The 21206-nt window shown below is 37.2% G+C and carries 15 protein-coding genes; 7 read left to right on the top strand and 8 right to left on the bottom strand.

The window, feature by feature from the left end; translation table 11 throughout:
• Positions 1 to 2: 2 nt before the first annotated feature.
• The 5 genes from A7A78_RS06505 to A7A78_RS06485 all read right to left on the bottom strand — a co-directional run bounded on the left by A7A78_RS06505 (position 3) and on the right by A7A78_RS06485 (position 5516).
• Positions 3 to 1829, bottom strand: a complete 1827-nt coding sequence (locus A7A78_RS06505) for an ATP-binding protein (protein ID WP_068761641.1) — start codon at positions 1827 to 1829, stop codon at positions 3 to 5.
• Positions 1830 to 2152: 323 nt separating this feature from the next.
• Entirely contained in the window at positions 2153 to 2806 is a 654-nt protein-coding gene (locus tag A7A78_RS06500; protein WP_068761640.1) for an MAE_28990/MAE_18760 family HEPN-like nuclease, read from the bottom strand.
• Positions 2806 to 3885, bottom strand: coding sequence for a DUF262 domain-containing protein (locus A7A78_RS06495; protein ID WP_068761639.1), 1080 nt, complete (start codon positions 3883 to 3885; stop codon positions 2806 to 2808). The genes A7A78_RS06500 and A7A78_RS06495 overlap by 1 nt, the downstream gene beginning before the upstream one ends.
• A 163-nt stretch (positions 3886 to 4048) precedes the next feature.
• A complete protein-coding gene (locus A7A78_RS14865; RefSeq protein ID WP_094746055.1) occupies positions 4049 to 4804 on the bottom strand; it encodes a DUF2321 domain-containing protein in 756 nt (251 codons plus the stop codon).
• Between the two features lies 1 nt (position 4805).
• A complete protein-coding gene (locus A7A78_RS06485) occupies positions 4806 to 5516 on the bottom strand; it encodes a hypothetical protein (protein ID WP_068761638.1) in 711 nt (236 codons plus the stop codon).
• A 346-nt stretch (positions 5517 to 5862) separates the two neighbouring features.
• Between A7A78_RS06485 and A7A78_RS06480 the strand changes: the two genes are divergently transcribed.
• The 3 genes from A7A78_RS06480 to A7A78_RS06470 all read left to right on the top strand — a co-directional run bounded on the left by A7A78_RS06480 (position 5863) and on the right by A7A78_RS06470 (position 8347).
• Entirely contained in the window at positions 5863 to 6129 is a 267-nt protein-coding gene (locus A7A78_RS06480) for a hypothetical protein (RefSeq protein WP_068761637.1), read from the top strand.
• A 200-nt stretch (positions 6130 to 6329) separates the two neighbouring features.
• The gene (locus A7A78_RS06475; protein WP_068761636.1) at positions 6330 to 7373 is read left to right on the top strand and encodes a nucleoid-associated protein; all 1044 of its coding nucleotides are present in this window, start codon (positions 6330 to 6332) and stop codon (positions 7371 to 7373) included.
• Positions 7374 to 7375: 2 nt separating this feature from the next.
• The gene (locus tag A7A78_RS06470; RefSeq protein ID WP_068761635.1) at positions 7376 to 8347 is read left to right on the top strand and encodes a hypothetical protein; all 972 of its coding nucleotides are present in this window, start codon (positions 7376 to 7378) and stop codon (positions 8345 to 8347) included.
• Between the two features lie 96 nt (positions 8348 to 8443).
• Here the strand turns inward: A7A78_RS06470 and A7A78_RS06465 are convergent, their stop codons facing one another.
• Positions 8444 to 8746 carry a hypothetical protein gene (locus tag A7A78_RS06465; protein WP_068761634.1) on the bottom strand — a complete coding sequence of 101 codons (303 nt, stop codon included), beginning with the start codon at positions 8744 to 8746 and terminating at the stop codon, positions 8444 to 8446.
• 604 nt (positions 8747 to 9350) lie between these two features.
• On the opposite strand from A7A78_RS06465, the gene A7A78_RS06460 reads away from it, so the two are divergent.
• From A7A78_RS06460 to A7A78_RS06450, 3 genes are read left to right on the top strand one after another with little or no spacing between them, the layout of a single operon-like run.
• Positions 9351 to 12404 (top strand): SusC/RagA family TonB-linked outer membrane protein, encoded by a 3054-nt coding sequence (locus A7A78_RS06460; RefSeq protein WP_068761633.1) that lies wholly within the window; start codon positions 9351 to 9353, stop codon positions 12402 to 12404.
• 12 nt (positions 12405 to 12416) lie between these two features.
• A complete protein-coding gene (locus tag A7A78_RS06455; RefSeq protein WP_068761632.1) occupies positions 12417 to 13817 on the top strand; it encodes a RagB/SusD family nutrient uptake outer membrane protein in 1401 nt (466 codons plus the stop codon).
• 1 nt (position 13818) lies between these two features.
• Positions 13819 to 16431, top strand: a complete 2613-nt coding sequence (locus tag A7A78_RS06450) for a prolyl oligopeptidase family serine peptidase (RefSeq protein ID WP_068761631.1) — start codon at positions 13819 to 13821, stop codon at positions 16429 to 16431.
• Positions 16432 to 16478: 47 nt separating this feature from the next.
• Here A7A78_RS06450 and A7A78_RS06445 read toward each other — a convergent pair whose 3' ends face one another.
• Both A7A78_RS06445 and A7A78_RS06440 read right to left on the bottom strand, forming a co-directional pair.
• A complete protein-coding gene (locus A7A78_RS06445) occupies positions 16479 to 16730 on the bottom strand; it encodes a DUF6520 family protein (protein WP_045081722.1) in 252 nt (83 codons plus the stop codon).
• A 95-nt stretch (positions 16731 to 16825) separates the two neighbouring features.
• A complete protein-coding gene (locus A7A78_RS06440; protein ID WP_068761630.1) occupies positions 16826 to 18310 on the bottom strand; it encodes a MauE/DoxX family redox-associated membrane protein in 1485 nt (494 codons plus the stop codon).
• Positions 18311 to 18911: 601 nt separating this feature from the next.
• Here A7A78_RS06440 and A7A78_RS06435 point away from each other — a divergent pair.
• The gene (locus A7A78_RS06435) at positions 18912 to 20987 is read left to right on the top strand and encodes a cation:proton antiporter (RefSeq protein ID WP_242649255.1); all 2076 of its coding nucleotides are present in this window, start codon (positions 18912 to 18914) and stop codon (positions 20985 to 20987) included.
• The last annotated feature ends 219 nt before the right edge of the window (positions 20988 to 21206 follow it).

Below are 21206 nucleotides of genomic sequence, written 5' to 3'. Positions count from 1 at the left end.
TTTTAATTTAGTAGTTCATTTATTTTTTCAAACCAACCTTTAACTTCTCCATTTGGGTCACGTGCTTCAATCATTTCTGCCGTCATATTTGGAAATGCTCTTTCAGCTAAGAATTTTTTAGCGTTAGTATCTTTTATTGGGTTTTGGAATCCAACTTTTTGTGAGTATGCTTCTGCAAAAATTCTCGGTGTAGCCTTTCCATCATCATCCAATTGGTCGGGTATTTCTATATCAATATCAAATCCTGCAATTATTGCATCCTTATGTAAGTAACTTTCAATCTCAAGTTTTTTGGTCAAATATCCGCAAGAATTATCTTCTCGATTATTTACTTGGTCAATTGACATTTGATATGTATTGACGTCATTATCATATAAATGAAATTCAGGTTTACCCAATTCTTTCAAATAGTTATGATTAACCCAATGTTTTAGCGTGGAACCACCCATTAGGACAAAAGCCACTCTTTCATCATTTGTCAAGTCAGGTAATTCTTGATATTTATATTTCATTGCTTTACTCAAAGAACATAATGCGGAAACATCAGTAGGTCCTTCAACACAAAATAAAACTTTCACTCTACTATCAGGGGTCAAACCTAAGGTCTTGGCTATTTTGGGAAATACACCTTCGCCAAGTTCTATTTTCAAATTATTTGAATCATCATGAAAAATAAATCTCAAACTTTCAATAGGAAGTTCTGATGCTAATCCGGGACTGTGTGTTGTTAGAATTATTTGACAATCACTTTCATTTGCCAAAGATTTAAATGATTCTATTAATACTTTCTGATTATTTGGATGTTGAGCTGTTTCTGGTTCTTCGATTGCATAGATGATATTTTGTTTTGAAGAAGATTTTAAACGTCTCTCGGCTTCTGCTTTGAAAAAACTTACAAGAATCATTCGCCTAACACCACTTCCCCTTTTATTTAATGGGATTCCATCATCTGTATCTAATTGAATTGAAAAAAGTCCATTCCATTTTGCTGGTGTGGGTGGATTAAATTTAGGGTCTAATTTATTTGCTAAATTTTCATCAATCTCTTTGAGTGCTTTATGAGTATTTGCAGCAATTTCTTCTGCTTTTTCTTTTACTTTTTGCTGAATGTCATTTATCTCTTTTTGAACTTCTGATATTGCAGTTGCAATGGCAGCTTTCATTGGGTCTTGCACTTCATTGTCAGAATCGCTGCTGCTTCTGTCACTTTGAAACAAAGCGAAGATTGGAAGGTATCCATCAATTTGTTCCCAAATCCTTTTAGCGTCTTCTTTAGGTTTGGAAACTGGTATTTCAATGGTTTGAAGTTTTAAGTCTCCAACAGAATCCCAAATTGCCTTTCTCATTGTAGGATTTCCTTTCAGCCTAGAATCAAGAGATTTGGATTTGATGATTGTTTGAAGTTCTTTTTCTTTTAACTCTAAGAGGTTTGATACTTCCTTTTCTGTCGGATGGTTGGCAATAATAAAAATTTCGATACTTGGTGTTTTCTTGGCACAATCAAAACTTTTCTTAATTACAAGAGTCTCTTCTATTGAGAGTAGATATTCATCTTTCAGGTTTGTTGGTGAAGATGTATCAATGGATATTTTCGGGGGAAAATCAGTAAACTCACAAGTTATTTCCACAGTTTTTGTTGTGGAGTGAATGTTGGCATCTGAAGAATCAATTTTTACCGTCTGATTATTAAAGAATATTTCTAAAGCTTCAAGTATTGTTGATTTACCTATATCGTTTTTCCCAATGATGGTAGTCAATTGGTCAAATCCGATTTTAGTTTCTGATTGGTAGGCTCTGAAATTCTTAATTGTGAGTGATTTTAATTTCATGTATTTAGTTTTTCGGATGGACCACAACTGAATTATAGTTAAAACTTTACTTAGTTTATATCAATAATAGACTTGACTAAACACAAGTTATTAAATTTTTCATTGTTATAGGTTCAAATATAAAGCAATCAATAACCCACCCATTACGGAAAACCGTAACAGCTTGCATTTTAACCGGGGAGAATACCAAATATAAAGTTTTTTGTTAAATAGAATCACTATCTATTTCATTTTTAGAAGATACCCAAAAAACAAAGCCGCTCAAAGCAACTTATATTGGTTTGGTTTTTAAAAATTATGGGGTTGTGCAACGGTTACCGGTGTTAGGCACTGGCTTTTTTCAGTTTATATTCTTCTGACAAGGCAGAGTTTTCAATTTCAGTTTTTAACGAAGCCATCACTTCTTGTATTTCTGTAAACATTATCTGATAAGTATTAAAATCTACTCTTAAAAAATCTCCGTGTGCTATATTATTTCTGGCGTCTACTAAATCATTAATTAAACTTTCATATCCGGAAAATTTAGACTCATTAATACCAATTATAAAAAGAATTTCTTTGAAAATATGATATTTTAAATTTGATTTAGTTTGGATAACATTTGTTGTCAATATGTTAGAATTCTTGTCGAGTTCATTAATTAAAAATTCGACTGTTTTGGCTTTTTCTTCAAGGTTTTTAATCTCTAAATTACCCAGTTTTTTGGATAAGGATAGTGCTATAAATTGTGGTTTTAACTCATTATGCTTTAAATATTTTTTAGCGACATATTCTAAATAAATTTCAGTTGATTTTTTAACAAATCCTTCCCAGTGGGCATAAAGTATTGGAACAGAAAATCTCAAAGCAGCGCTTTGTATAGGACTTGGTTTATCAGAAACTTGGTCGTTGATTAATTTCAATTCCTTCCTTCTCCAAGCATAATCTTCACTTATTAGATTAGTTAATTGGTCATATGTGTAGGCCTTTCTTGCCATTATTTTTCAAAGTATTGTTTTGCAAAAGGAACTAATTTTGGTATTCTGCTTTTTGCATTTGAGCCAGAGCCAGAAGTTTGAATATATGTGTCTTCTTCGTACAACAGCTGAATTTTATCTAAAATAATCGGGTCTTCCAATGGTAAATTATATGTTGAGATATTTGCTGAAAGCCCAATAGAAACTGCTTCAAATGCAGATTCTAAAAATTTCCCTTTAAAGTCATTCCCATTATATTTTTTAAAGGATTTTTCTCCAAGAATTCGATTTAATGTCGCAAAGGTTAATTCAAAATTTTCTTTTACTGCATCGAAATCAAAAACCACACTATTTAGAATATCTTCATTGATATCGTCTAAATAATCTCCTACATCTTTCTTATGATTGTAGTTATAATGTGCAAGAGCAATAAACCTTAATAAAAGCTCCATATGATATTGTTCTTCATAAAGTCTATCTGATAGAGATAGCGTTTCAAGGAAATCTGGATTTGATGCTAATCCATTAAACCAATTATACCTGTCAGGATTTATCATAAGCATCACATTGTTTCTTACCTCCTGATTTGATGCGTTTGAACCACCAGTGTTTAATCTTTGAAAAACTTCAAATTTTGCACGTTTATCTGATTCACTCAAAATTATAGTTAAATGAATTTTGGCTCTTTTTATTGCAAGTTTTAAACCTTGAGGCAATTCTTTGTCCTTATTGTCATTGTCCCACTTAAAACCCTCCAAACTTGGAATATGTTTTGTCCCTTCCAACACGAGAGGTTCCGTACCTCTCAATATTCCAAACAATTGAAGAATAGTTGATACTCTTTGAAGCCCATCTACGAGTTCCCAAATTCCAGTATCATCTTGATATACGAATATTGACGGAATAGGAATTCCGAGAATTATAGATTCTATGAGTTTTACCTTTTGTCCGTGTGACCATCGAAATAATCTTTGATATTCAGGTCGTATAACAATCTCGTTATTTTCGTATAAGTTAACAAGTTCTCCAATGGACATAGAATAGCTATCAGTTTTAAAACTTGTCCTTCTTTCTTCAATTTGTCTTAATAATTCTTCCATATTTGGTTTTTGTTTTCAGCTTGTGCCTAATGTTTGTGTATATGAGCTGTGGCGTGTCTCGTCACAGACCTTTCCTGATAAAAACTGGCTTTAGAAAATCCGCACGATTTTCCAAGTGAGGACAGACCAAGCCATAGCTTATATATGATGTTAGCAGCAGATTTTAATGTCCTTTTGGCACAATTTTAACCTTAATTTTCATTTTACCTTTTTCGTCATTCAAATCGTTTTCAATTCCGTTTGGATTACTAATATAGCCTTCTGGGTCGTAAACAAAACAATAGAGTAATTGACAATTGGGATGAGATTTATATTTTGCAATATCAATAATTAATTGCTCTCCTATTTGTTTAGCTTTCAAATTTGCTCTTGTTTTCTTTACCTCAATAACTATGTTCTCATTTTTCAATAAAAAATCGGACCTAGTTGATGAACCCGCATAACTCGGATTCCATTCTTCTGGTCTAATATCCTCAAAAAAAATTCTTAGTAAAGAATGAAGTAAATCTTGAACATCATATTCATCTTTAATATCTAGTGTATCTCTATCACTATATCTTTGTCTAATTTGTTTTGCTACTAAATGAAATTTATCAAAAATTGTATCAATTAGCAGAACATCATCTCGATCAGTTTTTTTGATATTCGCAGAGATGTTATTTTTCTTTGACCTCCAGGGAAAATCCTTTCCGCAATATTTACATATTTCAGGTACGGGTGTTATTGCGCCAGACAAATCAACAATTCCTTCGTAATGAATATCTCCTTGAATATCTTCTCCGCAATTAGGACAGTCTTTCCTAGTTTTTTCACCACAAGAAGTACAAAATGCTTTATTAAATTCTGGATTCCGATAGTATGAATCATTAATTGCGTGTCCATTTTCACACACTAAATATGCATCATATTTTCCTGCCATATTATTTTTTATTCATTAGATTAAACATTTCTATTGTATTGTCAACGTATTTGCGAGATTCACCTGAGACACTTTTATAAAGATTTTCAAGTTGTTCACCAGACACACTATCTAAATGAATATTATAATGCAATATACTACCACTTTTGAATGGGGTTTTTAGTCTTACAAAAGCTCTATCAACCCTAGGTTCACCGGGTTCTAGCTTTCTATTTTTGTCGATTATGTATTCTTCTACCTTGTTGTCTGCTACAATTCCATAATATTTTAGTTGGTCTTGTAGTAAATAAGCATCTATCAATGGCTGTCCGAAAAAAACTGAATTTTTAAAGTCTGCAGTTAACATTCCTAATGAAATTGCTCCTTTTGTTGGAGCTCCGCTTTGCAATGATGCTTCCTGAAAGATACTTAGAGCATAAGAAATTTGCAGAAAGTCTTCTAATGAATCATCCTGGCTGAAAAACATTATAGAATCCGAAAATGTAACAGATCGAATCCTTGATTCTATTTTTTCTCTATCTGCCGTTTTGACGTTTGGCTTACCAAATACAGACTCAAGACTTTTATTTAAGCTTACCAAGGTATTTAGCATATATTTTACTTCCTCATGGCTTTTTCGAGTCACCAAGTCTTTGAAGCCCATTATGTCCATAAAGCCAATAAAACGAATATTATCGTCCTTCCAGGATTCTATTTTGGTTGAAGGATGCATGTTTATTTTTTTGCTGCCAACTTGTTTATATCAGCTACTTTATTTCCTTTATAATCTCATATCGGGCAGCTAAGTACTAGTTTCAGGAAATAACCTACTTTTTATTTATTTCAAATATAAAACAAACTCAAACCCACCCTTTATGATCAATCATAAGGATGGGTTTTATACCGGGGAGAATACCAAATATACTAAATTTTGAAAATAAATACTCTAACTATCTTATTTTTAGAACATCATACCTTTTAAATTTTCTGTAAAAATTAATTTCCTCCCATTACGAAATCCCGTAACAATACAAAAACCACCTTCAATACCTTTATCCATAATCTTAAAAACTTTAATTATGGGTACTACAGTAGGAGATGTAATAATTTCATATGATATTAATAGATATCATACCGATGTAAAAAATGCAATGATCAATCTTGGTTATAGGACCGTTTGGAATTATACAGGAGAACCCATTTACCACCTTCCCAATACAACATTAGTACATCAAAGCAAATCCTCTGACCAGGCGATGGCCGCCCTGAAGAATATTTGTTTACGATTAAGCGTAACGCTTGAAAAAGCTGTAGCAGTGAAAGCAGCAGAATTTGTGGGGGTATAAATGACGGATTTCTTGTAGGAACCTTAAAAATATTGCCTTTTGGTTTATTCCAATATCCAATTGAAAATAAAAAAGATTTCTTGAAGAATCATTTTTTTATATCTTTATCATTCTCCCCACCTATTTTTATGTTCGTACGTGTTTGTTCTATAATTAAAGGGAATCAAATATTCGAATAAAACATTCAATCCATATTACTTATGAAGAAAGTGTATGATTTAACCACATTGAAAATCACCAAGGCTATTGTTCATGATATTCCTAAACATAAAAAAAATGATTTTTCATTAGCGCCAATATTCAGTCAACAAGAAAGCTCATTGACAGATGAACTTAAATTATTCTTTAAAGACAGTATTATAAAAGCACTTGGAAGAGACAGGGCATTTAAGATTTGTTATGATCCCTCTACCCTATCTCCCGTAAATAATCATGTTAACGAAATCTTATATTCTGATCAGACATTTGTAAATAATTCTATCGAAATCGGACAACATTTATATAATATTCAAAAAGGGTATAATGCATCCGGAATACTTTTCATATTAAAATGTGAGTTATCGGATAGGGTTGCATGTGTAATAATGAAACTTGAGCGAGACGGTGGCGCCCAATTGACATTAAATCCGAAAACAAATTCATTTGATATTTCAGAAGTTAAAAATCTAATGCTAACAGCAAAAACGAAATTATTTAAAATCTCGTTGTTATTTGACAGAAGCAAATTTGGTTGTGACTACGATGGTAGCTTAATGGATTACCAAATAAATATAAAACAGAAAAAAGAACTAACTTCTTTCTTTATAGATGATTTTCTTGGCTGTAAGCCATATGAAGACCCTAAAGTGACAACACAAAGGTTTTATAACCTAACACGAACATTTATTGAAACAGTGGTTCAAGATAAAATTGAGCAAGCCAAAAATGTTCAGGATTTAAATTCTTACTTACAAACTAATAAAAATCAACTCAGCCCCAAAGAGTTCTCAGATTTATATTTAACTACTCCATTTATACAAGATGAATATAAGTCTTTTTTAAAAACAAAACGTTTTCTATTTGCAACCTTCAACAAAGACCTCTCTCTAATAAAGCAAAAAATTGAAAAATTCATGATTGTTTTTAAAAATGGGATTATGATTTTTGGTAACAAAGGTAAGTTCAAAGAGAATGTAGAATTAAAAGAATTGCCGAATGGTGACCATCAGGCAACCGTTATTTCTGAAATTAGAAAAATCGAGTAAATATGGCGACCGAGGATATTAAACAAAAATGGCTGAAAGACCAGCCGCTTTATGAAGATCTCGGAAAATTAGTATCAATTCATCTCAAACATGGACTACCAAAATATGAAATATTACCAGAAATAAGTTATAGAACGAAAGAACTTTTAAGCATTGTAAAAAAAATTGAACGTAAGAAAAAAGAAAAAGAATCGAGCTATACCTATGATGATTTAAAAGATAAATTAGGTGTAAGAGTAATATGTTCTTTTAGTTCGGATTTAGAGATTGTGGATAAATTTCTGAAAGAACAATATTTAATTATAAAAGCTGAATATAAGAAGGATAGCTTAGCTTTTGATAAATTAGACTACACTAGCAATCACTATGATATAAAAATTAATCCTAAAAAGTTACACCTTGATTTTTATGAATCTATTAAAGATTTCATATTTGAAATACAAGTGAGGTCAATTAATCAGCATGCTTGGTCTAGTTCGGCTCATATACTTACTTATAAAAGTGAAGTAAAAATACCCCAACCTTTGCAAAGACGCGTATATAGATTACTTTCCCTTTATGAAATAGCTGATGACGAATTTTCTAGTGTGAATCAACTTCTAAAAGATTCTCTAAATAATCTTATTTATAAGTTCATTAGATTGTTGGAAGGAAAAGTTTATAAATATGCAAAGGTTGATTTTGATAGAGCAACATCGATTTATAATTTTGAAAAATTATTAGCAGATTTTCCAGAAAATAAAAAAGAGTATATTTTTGAAAAAATTGAAGAATTTATTAAAATAAATGATGAAAAAATCAAAAGAATTTTCGAGGAAAATGAAATACGATATCATCTTATACCGTTGCTAACACAACCAGAAATTTTTTTAATTTTTTATATGCTAGAGAATCATGAAGCACTTTTAGAGAAAACCTTTTCAAATGACTTAGAATATAATGAATTAGAAACAATAATGGGGATTTGGGTGTAAATGTATAATGCGTTTCCAGAATGCCAGTTACTTAAGCTTAAACCGTCCCGTCCTATAACACAGCTCCTTAGAAATAATAAATTATCCTATCAGTTACTACTGAGGAATATTAACTCCATATTTTTTTTCAAATTCTTTAAAAAATTTTTGTAAAGAATATTTTTCGTGCCTACATATAGAATAAATAGTGGAGATAGGTATATCATAACCTTCCGGTAGTTTTAATTTGGTAAGAGTGGAAGAAGATAATCCACAAAGTATAGCATATTGGTTCTGACTGATTACGGCACCATCAGAATTTTTTGGGTTCTTTATGAATTTATCATAAATAAAAGCACACAGAAATTTATTAACTAAAGCGTTATTGGTATTAAACTCGCCTTTTTGTATCTCACCCATCTTACACCTATTACATTAGTAATGCCTCCCAAATCAACTGAATTATCAAAAAATATCTGTTCGCTAAAGCGAATGATTAAAATATTTTATTATATTTGTCTTAATAACATATATTTGCGACTCTTCTAAAAGCAAAACATTAGAAGCATTCGCTTTGAATCTCGCCATTGAAAACTGGTAATTTTTGCAACGAGATGATAAGCATGGATGCTCACGACCCGGGACGTGGGCTTCTCACTTATTGTTGCAAGGTATACCAGTACCCCAATGGCATAAGTTGAGACCTGCGTCCTTTTTGTTTGGGGCTTGGTCGGTTTTTTCTTCTCAACTTTCTTTTAAAGCGTTTTTTCGTGAATGGTGAATTTGTGAGTTTGTGAATTTGTGAGTTTGTGAATTTGTGAGTTTGCGGATTTGCGAGATTTTGAATGGTGAATGATGAATTGAAGTGATCAACCAGTCCCCCCTTCGAAGGGGGCTATGGGGATGTAATCCGTCTCACTTCTCACATCTCACTACCAAAAAAATGACCCGCTCCCAGTTTTCGACGACCGTTGGAGCAGGCCAGTAGTTAAAATAATGTGTAACACTTAACTGATGCAAAATTATGAAAAATAATTACAGGCGAAGCTATGCCTATGCACTATCTTTTGCCCTTTTCCTAACCTACAACTCCCCTACTTTTTCACAGAACCAGCCACAAAAAACAATCAGTGGCATTATTACCTCAGGCGCGGACCCTCTTAGTGGCGTTAACGTCTTGGTAAAGAACAGCGCCCGGGGGAGCATTAGCGATCTGGAAGGGCGGTACTCCGTTAGCGCCTCCGCAAATGATACGTTGGTGTTTACCTATGTGGGCTATAAAACGCAGGAGGTTTCAGTTGGCAGTCTCAGTGGCAGTCGCAGTCTCAGTTTCAGTCGCAGTCGCAGTGGTAGTGATGGAGACATTGTTTTTAATGTTGTTATGGAGGTGGATGCGCAGGCTTTGGATGCTGTGGTTATCAATGCCGGCTACTACAAAGTTTCCGATAGGGAGAAAACAGGAAGTATCGCTCGCATTACCGCTGCCGAAATTGAGAACCAGCCTGTCTCCAATCCTCTTGCCGCTATGCAGGGCAGAATGGCAGGGGTGAATATTGTGCAGACCACCGGACTTGCAAGCGGGGGTTACGAGGTACGTATTAGGGGGCAAAACAGCATTGCTGCAGGAAATGATCCCCTTTACATCATTGATGGAATTCCCTACGATTCCCAAACTATGGGTTTCTCTACTGTAGGTGCCACTACAATTCCTGGCGGTAATATAAGTCCCTTAAGCCTTTTAAATCCGCAGGACATTGCAAGTATTGAAGTATTAAAAGATGCCGATGCTACCGCAATCTACGGTTCACGTGGCGCCAATGGAGTGATACTGATAACTACCAAAAAAGGAAAAGATGGTAAGACGGCCTTCAGTTTAAGTACGTATACAGGCATGGCACAGGTGGCTAATACTATAAATTATATGAAAACGGACCAGTACTTAAAAATGCGAAGGGAAGCTTTTGCCAATGACGGTTTTAACGAATATCCCGAAGATGCCTATGACGTAAACGGCACCTGGGACCCCAACCGATATACCGATTGGCAAAAAGAACTCATAGGTGGAACTGCCTACTTAACAAATGCACAGGCAACTGTTTCGGGAGGAAATGGGAACACCCGTTTTCTTTTAAGTGGTGGTTATCACAAAGAAACCACGGTATTTCCAAAGGATTTTAATTATAAAAGACTTTCGGTACACGCCAATCTAGACCATACAAGCACCGACGACAAATTTCAGCTCTACTTTTCAGCAAATTATGCGGTGGAGCAAAACGACCTTCCGGGCCTTGACCTTACCCAGCTAACGAGGTTTTTAGCGCCCAATGCCCCCCAACTGTACGATTCAGAAGGTAACCTGAATTTTGAGAACGGCACTTTCGCCAATCCGCTGGCTGAATTGGAGGGAAAATACCTAACCGATAGAAAGAATCTCATTACCAACGCACGTCTATCCTATAGGGTGTTTCCCGAGCTTACTTTACTAACGAATATGGGTTATACCACAACTGGGCTAGATGAGTCGCGAACCAGCCCAAATACCAAGTACGATCCATCGTATGGCTTAAGCAGTAGCTACTCCTCCATTTACACCAATAGGGCACAAAAGGAATCTTGGTTGGTTGAACCCCAGATAAAGTGGAATAAAACCCTTGAAAAGTCGAAATTGGATGTGCTAGTGGGCGCTAGCTATAAAAAACAGACCGATGATGTGCTATCGCATTTCGCGAGAGGCTTTGCAAACAATAGCCTTATTTATAATTTGGCCGCGGCCAATACACTTAGCGTCAACCGGGATGCACTGACGGAATATAAATACCAAGCTTTTTTTGGACGCATAAATTACACCCTGGCCAATAAATACATCATAAACCTTACGGGGCGAAGGGATGGTTCTAGCCGCTTCGGCGACGGGAAACGGTTTGCCAACTTTGGGGCCGTTGGAGCTGCTTGGCTATTTTCAGAAGAGGCGTTTATCAAAAATAAGGCTTCATTTTTAAGTTTAGGAAAACTTCGCGCCAGCTATGGCATAACGGGGAACGACCAAATAGGTAACTACCAATATTTGGAAACCTATAGTTCCACAGGAACGCTTTATGATGATGTGAGCGGCCTTCAACCAACACGGATCTTTAATCCAGATTTTGGATGGGAAACAAACAAAAAGTTTAGTGGGGGGCTTGACCTTGACTTTTTTAGGGATCGGATAAATCTTGTTTTTGAATATTACAATAACCGATCCTCCAACCAATTGGTGGGTCTCCCCCTACCCGGCACTACCGGTTTTCCATCAATACAAGCAAACTTAGGGGCTGTGGTAGAAAATAGCGGTCTTGAATTTAGCCTTAATACCCACACTGTTAAAACCAAGGACTGGAATTGGGACACTGGTATCAATCTATCCGTACCAAAAAACAAGCTTATTGCATTTCCGAATTTGGAAAATTCCACTTATGCCAACCAATATGTTGTGGGACAGTCCTTGAATATCAAAAAACTGTACCATGTTACGGGTGTTGATCCCGAAACGGGAGTCTATCAATTTGAGGATTATAATGGGGATGGTGAAATTAGTGCCCCTGAGGATAGGCAGTACATTGCGGATACCGCACCCAAATGGTACGGCGGTATAAATAATCGTATTTCCTATAAAAATCTGGAACTCAACTTCCTCTTTCAATTTACCAAGCGTGACGGTTATAACTATGTATTGGGAAGTGCATCGCCTGGGGAAATGGCAAACCAACCCGACTTTGTTACGGATCAATGGCAAAACGAAGGGGATCAATCTGAGACCCAATTATTTACCGCGGGCTACAATTTTGATGCCCTAATTGCCCATTCAAGATATATGTTCAGTAATGCATCTATAACAGATGCCTCCTTTGTCCGCCTTCGCAATGCTTCCTTGACCTATAGCCTGCCACAACGCAGGGAAGGAAGCCTCAATTGTAAAATATACTTACAGGGAGAAAACCTACTTCTATTTACAAAATTCAACAGTGGCGACCCAGAACAACTCACGGGGTTTTTACCTCCTATGCGAAAGCTCACCATGGGATTCCAACTAACATTATAAAACTTGCAACCGATGAAAAATATATTAAAAATACTAAAGAAATTTAGAGCGATGCGTGCCTTAAACATGTATCCCATTTTACTGGGTACCTGTCTAACAATAACCGCTTGTGATAGTTTTACCGAAGTAGATTTTCCACAATCAGAGTTAATGGGCACCGCAGTATTTAATGATGCCGCTTCGGTACATGCAGCCTTTGCGAACATCTACTCAAAATTACGCGACAATGTGCTCATTACCGGGCAGACGAACGGTTTAAATGTGCTACTGGGTTTATATGCCGATGAACTTGATTATTACGGGGTGCCCGGGGAAGATGCCGAAACATTTTATCGGCATTCCATATTAGCATCCAATACGGAGGTGGCATCCATTTGGAATGATACTTATAACCTTGTCTACGCCACCAACAGTATATTGGAAGGTGTACAGAATTCCAAGGAGCTCTCAGAAATGGAAAAGAATGCGTTTATGGGGGAAGCATTGTTTATAAGGGCATACCTCCACTTTCACCTCTTACAGCTTTTTGGACCCATACCCTATATCACCACTACAGATTACAGAATTAATAAAGACGTGAAACGCCTGCCCGAAAATGAGGTATATCCAATCTTGGTTCAAGACCTGTTGGAAGCAAAAACATGGCTGACAGGTCAAGAAAACTACGAACACACTAGACCCACAGCACAAGCTGCAAACGCGCTACTAGCTCGGACTTATTTATACCAACAAAATTACACTGCTGCCTCGGCTGTTGCCTCTGAACTCATTAATGACGGTTCCTTAAACCTAGGAGATACAACCGAAATGGTATTTACTGCGACCAACCCATCCACGATCTGGCAACTCAAGCCAGAAGCTGGAAACCCTACTTGGGAAGCCCTAACTTTTATTTTTGAAGAAACGCCAGCCTTTGTGGCGCTGAATCCGGAATTGGTTGCTTCTTTTGAAGCCGAGGACAGTAGAAGACTTCAATGGATTGGGGAGGTTGCCGTGGGAAATGAAACATATTTCTACCCCAATAAATATAAAACCCGTGAAGGAAGCGGGGATGAATATTCAGTGTTGCTACGATTGGCGGAACAGTTTTTAATCCGTGCCGAAGCCCGGCTATACCTTGGTGACCTTTCTGGAGCAAAAGAAGATATAAACCGCATCAGAAGTCGCGCGGGTCTTGATCCAACGGTTGCAAATACCGTAGAATCTTTAAAATTAGCTTTAGAAAATGAACGCAGGCATGAGCTTTTCACCGAGCAGGGCCATCGCTGGTTCGACCTAAGGCGCACGCAAAGGGCAGCTGAGGTTATTGGTCCCATCAAGCCGAATTGGAAGGCTACGGACGTACTATTTCCGATCCCGGAAATGGAATTGAACCTCAACCCAAACCTTGAACCACAAAACCCTGGATATTAATATGGCCATACAAAAAATGATTTGTGCCCATACGCCTAGAATTAGCCAATTAGTTGTGGTCATTTTCTTGTTTGCGACAGTCTGCTCCAGTTTTGGACAGGCTGTTGGCAAGAAAAGCATACCGCAAGAGGAATATTCCAAATGGAGCAATCTGTACGCTCCCATACTTTCCAATGATGGCAAATGGGCCGCCTGGAGGCTCAACTATCCTGGGATTACTGATACCTTGATGATACTAAACACCCATAACAAGAAAGTCATGAAATATAAGGAGGCCGTAGAATATGAATTTAGTCCGAATTCCAAGTGGCTATATAGTTATCATTCCGATAGGACGCTGCAATTAATAAATTTGGAGCGCAATGAAAGCAAGAACTTCCCTGATTTGGAGCTCTTCTATTTTTCTGATGCGGGAGATTATGCCGGTGTTTTGGATGCGAACAACCGATTCTCTCTTGTTGATCTTGAAACTGGAAAAACAACCCAATTGGAACATGTTAGCTGGTTCAAATTTTCACCAAATGGGAAATGGGCAGCAATTACTTTTGTCACGGGTGAAAAAAATTCGATCGTATTGATGGATGTCCAATCCCTACAAAAAAGTGTTATCCTAAAGAGTGATGATAGCACATTTTCCCGTTTGGCTTGGAACGAAAAAAGTAGCCGCCTTGCTTTTATGGAAACTAAAGTGGATACTACCGGCAACCCTCCTAGAACCTTACTACATGAATTTCAAAATGGGAGCCTCCCTAAACTACTGACCCTGCACCCTCCCTCTCAAAAAGGATTTCCTATGAATACCTATATGGAAGGAGGAAGTAAAATCTTTTATGCGGCAGATGGGGAGCGGCTATTTTTTTATGTGCGCCCAAAAAGTTATTTGGAGCGTAATATCGATACCTTAAAAAACAAGGTGCAGGTTTGGAAGGGGGACGACCCGTGGATCGTACCACAACAATTGCGGTTCAATGATCCTGCGATGGGGCCTTGGCTAATGCAGTGGAAGCCTGAGCAAAAAGAGCTACTGCAGATTGCCACTGAAAAATTGCCGAACGCCTATCTTTTACCCAATGAGCATTATGCACTTCTTTTTGACAAGAAGCAATATGAACCACAGTTCAAATATGAAGGGGATGCCGATTTTTATGTTATGGATCTGAATACGAAAGATAAAAAACGTATGGTCGAAAAACATACTATTGATTTTAAAAACAAATACCCTTCACCCAACGGAAAGTACATTGCTTACTATAAAAATAAAAAGTGGTGGGTGTACACTATACCAATGGATAGCCATACAGACGTATCAGTTAATCTCCCTTTTGATTTGGATACCACAGACCACTCTTCATCGAATGCCGTTTGGCCCTATGGTTTCGCGGGTTGGAGCCCAGATAATAAATGGGTTTATATTTATGACGAATTTGATATTTGGAAAGTTTCCGTTGATGGGAGGGAATTTCATCGTATTACCAATGGGCGCGAGGATAAAACAGTTTTTAGGTTTTATAGAAAACAATATGAAGAATACCCTTTTCAGCGGTTCGAACGATTTACGCTGGATATATTGGATACTGAAAAAGACATCCTTTTGGAAGCCAATGGCCCAAAACACTCGGGCTACTATAGCTGGAATTCAAAAAAAGGCATTACTCCCCTATTTACCAAAGATACCAAGGTTGATAACCTTAAACAGGCAAAGGAAGCAGGAAGTTATATTGTACAGGAAGAATCGTTTGACATCCCAAGAAGGATCTATTTTCTGGAAGATGGAAAGGAAGCCCTGTTATATGAAAGCAACCTACAACACAAGGACTTTGTGAGTCCGAGGCAGGAGCTTATCAGCTATAAAAGTTTTGATGGCCGGGATTTACAGGGCATACTCATGTATCCCGACGGTTATGTGGAAGGCGTACAATATCCAATGATAGTCCATATTTATGAGCGTCTGTCGGACAGGTTCTATAACTATATAACCCCAACGATGAACAATGGGGACGGGTTTAACCCAAAGGTGTATACAGGGCAGGGTTATTTTGTGCTTTATCCAGATATAGTCTATAAGTTGGGCGATCCCGGAATATCAGCCCTGCAATGTGTAAAAGCTGCGGTGGAAAGTGTTTTAAAAACTGAAATGGTGGATAAGGACCGAATGGCGCTGCAGGGACATTCCTTTGGGGGCTATGAAGCAGCCTTTATTGCGACGCAGACGAATATGTTTGCAGCGATCGTCTCTGGGGCGGGAGTAACGGATTTTCGGAGCTTTTACCTTACGGTAGGTGGGTACGATGGCCGGCCAGACAGTTGGTGGTTTGAAGAACACCAATGGCGTATGGGAACTTCCTATTTTGATGCCCCTGAAGCCTATAAAAGAAATTCTCCCATGGACCATGTACAGCAAGTAAACATACCCATTTTACTATGGTCTGGTGCCGATGATGTACATATTGATGTGCGACAGAATATTGAATTCTATCTGGCCTTACGTAGGTTGGGCAAGGATGTTACTTTTTTAAACTATCCCAATGAAACCCATGCCATTCAAAATTCCAAAAATCAAAAAGATCTTACAAATAGGATTTCAAATTGGTTGGCCGGGTACTTAAAGCCATAATTGGAAATGGCGCCTTTTGGGCGCCATTTCTTCTTTGAAAAACTGTTTTAATTAAAAAACAGCGGTCGGTCACAGCCTGTGGAACCATCCATTGCCCAAACAAGATTACCTCCTGATGTACACTGGATACTACCCGAACTATTACATTGGATAGATTTTTTACAGGGTTGTGTACTATGTACATACCCCTGTTCCAAAACCAAATTTCCAGAATTGGTCTTTTGGCTCGCAAAAGCTGCGGTTACGGCAAAGGCTACTGCCAATAGTGGCAATGCCCATTTGAATTTTAAACTTTTCATGTTTTTAAAATTTAAATTTATACTATGATCTACTTTCTTCTACAGGTGTTCGATCTATTTCCTGATACAGGCCTGTATGTCTTTAAAATTTAATATCATTTAAAATAGGTTTCGTTAAGTTGATAGCTTACAAGGTAATCTCCCATAAGCGCTAGCAGTTGGTTATTGTTGACAGCAAAGCGAGCAACCTTTTGCCCTTTATAATTATAGATGTAAAAGCTAAACGCATACCTATTTTTGGAAATAGTATAAACGTCCATAATAGAAGCCTGCTGCAAAACTTTAGCTTCTTCATATTTACCCAGCCTGTCTGAAACAATGAATAAATAATCTCCAGCTATGGCAGCCTGCTGATTTACAATAGTGGCATCGCCTTTTAATTTGTTCTCGTTGGTACTAGCATTGTGTATTATGTCAAGTTGTGCTTTAGAAATGGTATCGATTGTTTTTCCCACATAGTCTAGATTCAGATATTTACCAAAAACAACGAACTGATTGCGATAGTAATAGACATAAATAATTCTTCCAAAATTAGAATCGTACAGTAGTTGGCCATCGGTAGCAAAGATGGAATTCGCTTCTGTTTGTAATAGCGCGTTATTAATTTTCAAGCTATCTGCAGTAGAGGAAAATGAGGCTATAACATTTTGTTTTGACCTGCCATCAATAGTTCTCATTACAAATTGGGTTGTATCCAATGAAACTATTTGTGAAAAATAAAATTGGCTTTGCATTAAAGTCCTTGCCTTCCAAGAAGTAATATTTCCTTGTAAAATTATTGGTATAGTACCATCGCTCACATAAAAATTAGGAGGTTTAATTTCTATTTGAATGTTTGTATAGGGAAGATCCATTTTATCCAATTGGATTCTATAGTTGTTTTCTGCCTTTAATGCTGTGGATAGCTCCATTACGTTCAAAGGGGCGGTAACATTCCCCAAATAGATTAAACTATCTGTAAGCCCGGCGATGTAAAACGAATTGTATTCTAAGTCAACTGCATTTTTCAGTTTTATGGGATGTGGGATATACCTCCGCTGAAACGCATTGTTGCGATGCATCTTCTTTTCCGAAAAGGCAAACAACAGCGTGACGGTACCAACACCAAAAATGGCAAGGGTGGCAAGCATCAGCAAGGTCTTTTTGTTACCTCTTTGCGCAGTGAAAAAGACCGCCACCCCAGCCAGGATTATGAAAACAATATTAAAAATAAGGTGTTGCGTCCAACTCAATTTTTCGAGCACCCCACCGCAGGAGCAGGGGATAAAGTCGGAGAAATTAAGTATGATATAGATATAGGCCGTGAACATGACCATTAGGGTAAACGAGGCATAAAGAGCTAGGATTCTATATTTTGGAAGGATCAATAAAACGGCAATGAGAATTTCCAAACCTGGAACGACCGAGGCAACAATCCCTGCGTATGCACTGATAAGTGGTGATTGTGCCAATTGCACGGTAAAAGTTTCAAAGTCGAGTAACTTACTTACTGCTGCATAAATAAATAATAGCATAAACGCGAATGCAATAGCGGTTATTAACACCGTACCTTTTTTTTCTTTAGCTGCGTTCTTTTCCATAACCTAATTTCAATTACCTAAAATTAAGTGGCAACCCTAATAAAAAAGTAGGGCTGGACAATACAATTGGTAAGGACTAAACCTTACTTTACAAAGTAATATGTGATATTTAAAGGACCAAAGAGCCTACTGATGGACTTTCAAGAACATCTATTTAAACGAATCAAATGTGACCGAGTGAATTTGAAATGTGACAGCAGTTTCAAATTAGTATCGAGGTGGCAGAGCGACAAGGTATGAACGACGAGATACGAAGGATAAATATTCAAACAGAAATACGATTCACAGCTCACGTTTCACACCTCACTTTTTTGTCATGCTCAGGTTAGCTTGTCCTGAAGGCAGTCGATGGATAGTCGATAGGAGGCAACCGATTTCCAGAGTCCGAATAAAAAAACCAAACCCCATAACCCCAAATTTTCTTTCACACCCACCTGCTAATTATAAAATAAATACGCTAATTTTATTCGGCCTTAGAAAGGGTATAAATTATTTCAATATAGCCCACAAATACTTTAGGTCCACTTATACCATGTTAGTTTGGAGCGTATTTGAAATTTCCTTACCCCTTACCAATCCTGTAATAAAGTTCCTATTGATTTTGGCAATTATTCTCTTTGCCCCAATTGTTCTCAATAAAATTAAAATACCTCCCCTTCTCGGACTTATAATTGCGGGTGCAATTATTGGCCCCCACGGTTTTAATTTAATGGAACGCGACAGCAGCATCATCCTTTCGGGTACTGCGGGCCTGCTATATATTATGTTTTTAGCGGGGCTGGAAATAGATTTGGCCGATTTTAAAAAGAATAGCAGCAAAAGTTTCGTCTTTGGCATGTACACCTTTCTTGTTCCAATGGGGTTAGGCATTTTGGCCGGAGGGTGGATTCTGGAGTTATCTTGGGCCTCTACAATTTTATTGGCAAGTATGTTTGCATCCCATACCCTTATTGCATATCCGCTGATAAGCAAACTTGGCGTCGCAAAAAACAGGGCAGTAAACATTACCGTAGGAGGCACTATGATTACCGATACCTTGGCACTCTTGGTGCTGGCCATAATTGTGGGAATGACCACTGGTGAAGTAAACACTGAATTTTGGATACGCCTTTCCATTTCCATTTTGCTCTTTGGCCTGATTGTGATAGTGTTCTTCCCCATTATTGGCAGGTGGTTTTTTAAAAGATTTGAGGATAGCGTTTCACAATACATCTTCGTGCTGATGATGGTTTTTTTGGGGGCAGTATTGGCTGAATTGGCGGGAATTGAAGCCATTATTGGGGCTTTTTTGGCGGGACTTACCCTTAATAGGCTTATTCCCCATACCTCACCCCTTATGAATAGAATAGAATTTGTGGGCAATGCAATCTTTATTCCTTTTTTTCTGATTGGCGTGGGCATGCTCATTGACTACAGTGTGTTTTTTAAGGATTGGGAAACAATTAAAGTAGGTGCCGTAATGATTGTTGTTGCCACCTTGGCAAAATTTATTGCAGCTTGGCTCACGCAAAAAACCTACAAACTTTCCGTTGATGAGCGAAGCATTATTTTTGGATTGAGCAATGCGCAGGCTGCAGCTACCCTTGCCGCGGTTTTGGTGGGTTATTCCATAGTCATCGGAGAGACCCCCACTGGGGAACCCATACGTTTGCTAGGTGAAAATATTTTAAACGGCACTATCCTTATGATTCTTTTTACCTGTACCATTGCTTCGTTCGTAGCGCAACGGGGGGCAAAAAACATTGCACTGGCAGAGGCATATGGCACTTTGGACAATGAGTATTTGTTAGAAGAGAAAATCTTGATTCCTATTAACAACATTGAGAATACGGACGAACTTGTAAATTTAGGTGTGATTATAAAGTCATCTAAAAATAAGGATGGTCTCTACGCCCTGAATATAATTTACAACCAATACAATGATGGCTCCGCAGACAAAATAGCAAACAAAATACTCACCCGGGCCACTGTAACAGCCTCTGCAACCGATACCATCCTGCACGGACTACTTAGGTATGATCTCAACATAGTAAATGGAATAATAAGCGTTGTAAAAGAGCGGAAAATAACCGATTTGATATTAGGCCTACACGAAAGCAAGGGCATATCTGATTCCTTTTTAGGGCAGCTCTCTGAAGGTATTTTAAGCAAATGCGATACAACCACCTTAATCTATAAATCGGTACAGCCACTGGCAACCATAAAAAGACATGTGGTGATAGTTCCCAGCAGGGCAGAAAAGGAAATTGGGTTTCCATATTGGTTAGTGAAATTATGGAATATTGCTAAAAATTCCGGTGCCAAATTATCATTCTATGCTACTGAGGAAACCTTGAAATTTATAAAGGATATACACCTAAAATATCCAATTGAGGCACAGTTTACGGAATGCGACAATTGGTTGGAATTTTTAAAACTGTCACAGGAATTTCATAAGGATGATAATATAATTGTTGTTTTAAGCAGAAAAAACAATCCCTCCTACCAAAATAGTATGGTTGAAATACCAAAGTACCTAAATGAGCGCTTTAAACAGAATAGTTTTATAATTATTTATCCTTTACAAGAAAGGGAAACCGATAGAAATGGAATTGATTTAACCGATGCCACAATAAAACAACCTTTGGAAAAACTGGACGAAATAGGTAAGGCCATCGCCAAAATATTTCGGCAATGACGGTGCAATCCATCATCCATATGGTCATTGAGAGGAAACCTAAACGATAAAATTAAAATCGCCGTTAATGGGGTCGTTCAGAGGAGCCCAACGCTACTTGAGTGTGTGGTTTTTCCTACATTTAAATTGTTTAAAGGTCACATCTACTACTGTATGCCGAAGGCTGTAATTTTTTTGAATGGGTGAATATGTGAGTTTGTGAGTTTGTGAATGAGTGAG

Origin of the sequence: Aequorivita soesokkakensis (assembly GCF_001641085.1) — a bacterium.
GTDB lineage: Bacteria > Bacteroidota > Bacteroidia > Flavobacteriales > Flavobacteriaceae > Aequorivita > Aequorivita soesokkakensis.
The sequence above is the reverse complement of the archived record's forward strand: the minus strand, read 5'-3'. Positions and strand labels throughout refer to the sequence as shown.

Bases quoted from the DNA above. Each gene is read 5' to 3' on its own strand.
- A7A78_RS06455 (WP_068761632.1), top strand. From the start codon at position 12,417: ATGAAAAATATATTAAAAATACTAAAGAAATTTAGAGCGATGCGTGCC.
- A7A78_RS06470 (WP_068761635.1), top strand. From the start codon at position 7,376: ATGGCGACCGAGGATATTAAACAAAAATGGCTGAAAGACCAGCCGCTT.
- A7A78_RS06495 (WP_068761639.1), bottom strand. From the start codon at position 3,885: ATGGAAGAATTATTAAGACAAATTGAAGAAAGAAGGACAAGTTTTAAA.
- A7A78_RS14865 (WP_094746055.1), bottom strand. From the start codon at position 4,804: ATGGCAGGAAAATATGATGCATATTTAGTGTGTGAAAATGGACACGCA.
- A7A78_RS06445 (WP_045081722.1), bottom strand. From the start codon at position 16,730: ATGAAAAGTTTAAAATTCAAATGGGCATTGCCACTATTGGCAGTAGCC.
- A7A78_RS06440 (WP_068761630.1), bottom strand. From the start codon at position 18,310: ATGGAAAAGAACGCAGCTAAAGAAAAAAAAGGTACGGTGTTAATAACC.
- A7A78_RS06450 (WP_068761631.1), top strand. From the start codon at position 13,819: ATGGCCATACAAAAAATGATTTGTGCCCATACGCCTAGAATTAGCCAA.
- A7A78_RS06505 (WP_068761641.1), bottom strand. From the start codon at position 1,829: ATGAAATTAAAATCACTCACAATTAAGAATTTCAGAGCCTACCAATCA.
- A7A78_RS06480 (WP_068761637.1), top strand. From the start codon at position 5,863: ATGGGTACTACAGTAGGAGATGTAATAATTTCATATGATATTAATAGA.
- A7A78_RS06465 (WP_068761634.1), bottom strand. From the start codon at position 8,746: ATGGGTGAGATACAAAAAGGCGAGTTTAATACCAATAACGCTTTAGTT.
- A7A78_RS06460 (WP_068761633.1), top strand. From the start codon at position 9,351: ATGAAAAATAATTACAGGCGAAGCTATGCCTATGCACTATCTTTTGCC.
- A7A78_RS06500 (WP_068761640.1), bottom strand. From the start codon at position 2,806: ATGGCAAGAAAGGCCTACACATATGACCAATTAACTAATCTAATAAGT.
- A7A78_RS06475 (WP_068761636.1), top strand. From the start codon at position 6,330: ATGAAGAAAGTGTATGATTTAACCACATTGAAAATCACCAAGGCTATT.
- A7A78_RS06485 (WP_068761638.1), bottom strand. From the start codon at position 5,516: ATGCATCCTTCAACCAAAATAGAATCCTGGAAGGACGATAATATTCGT.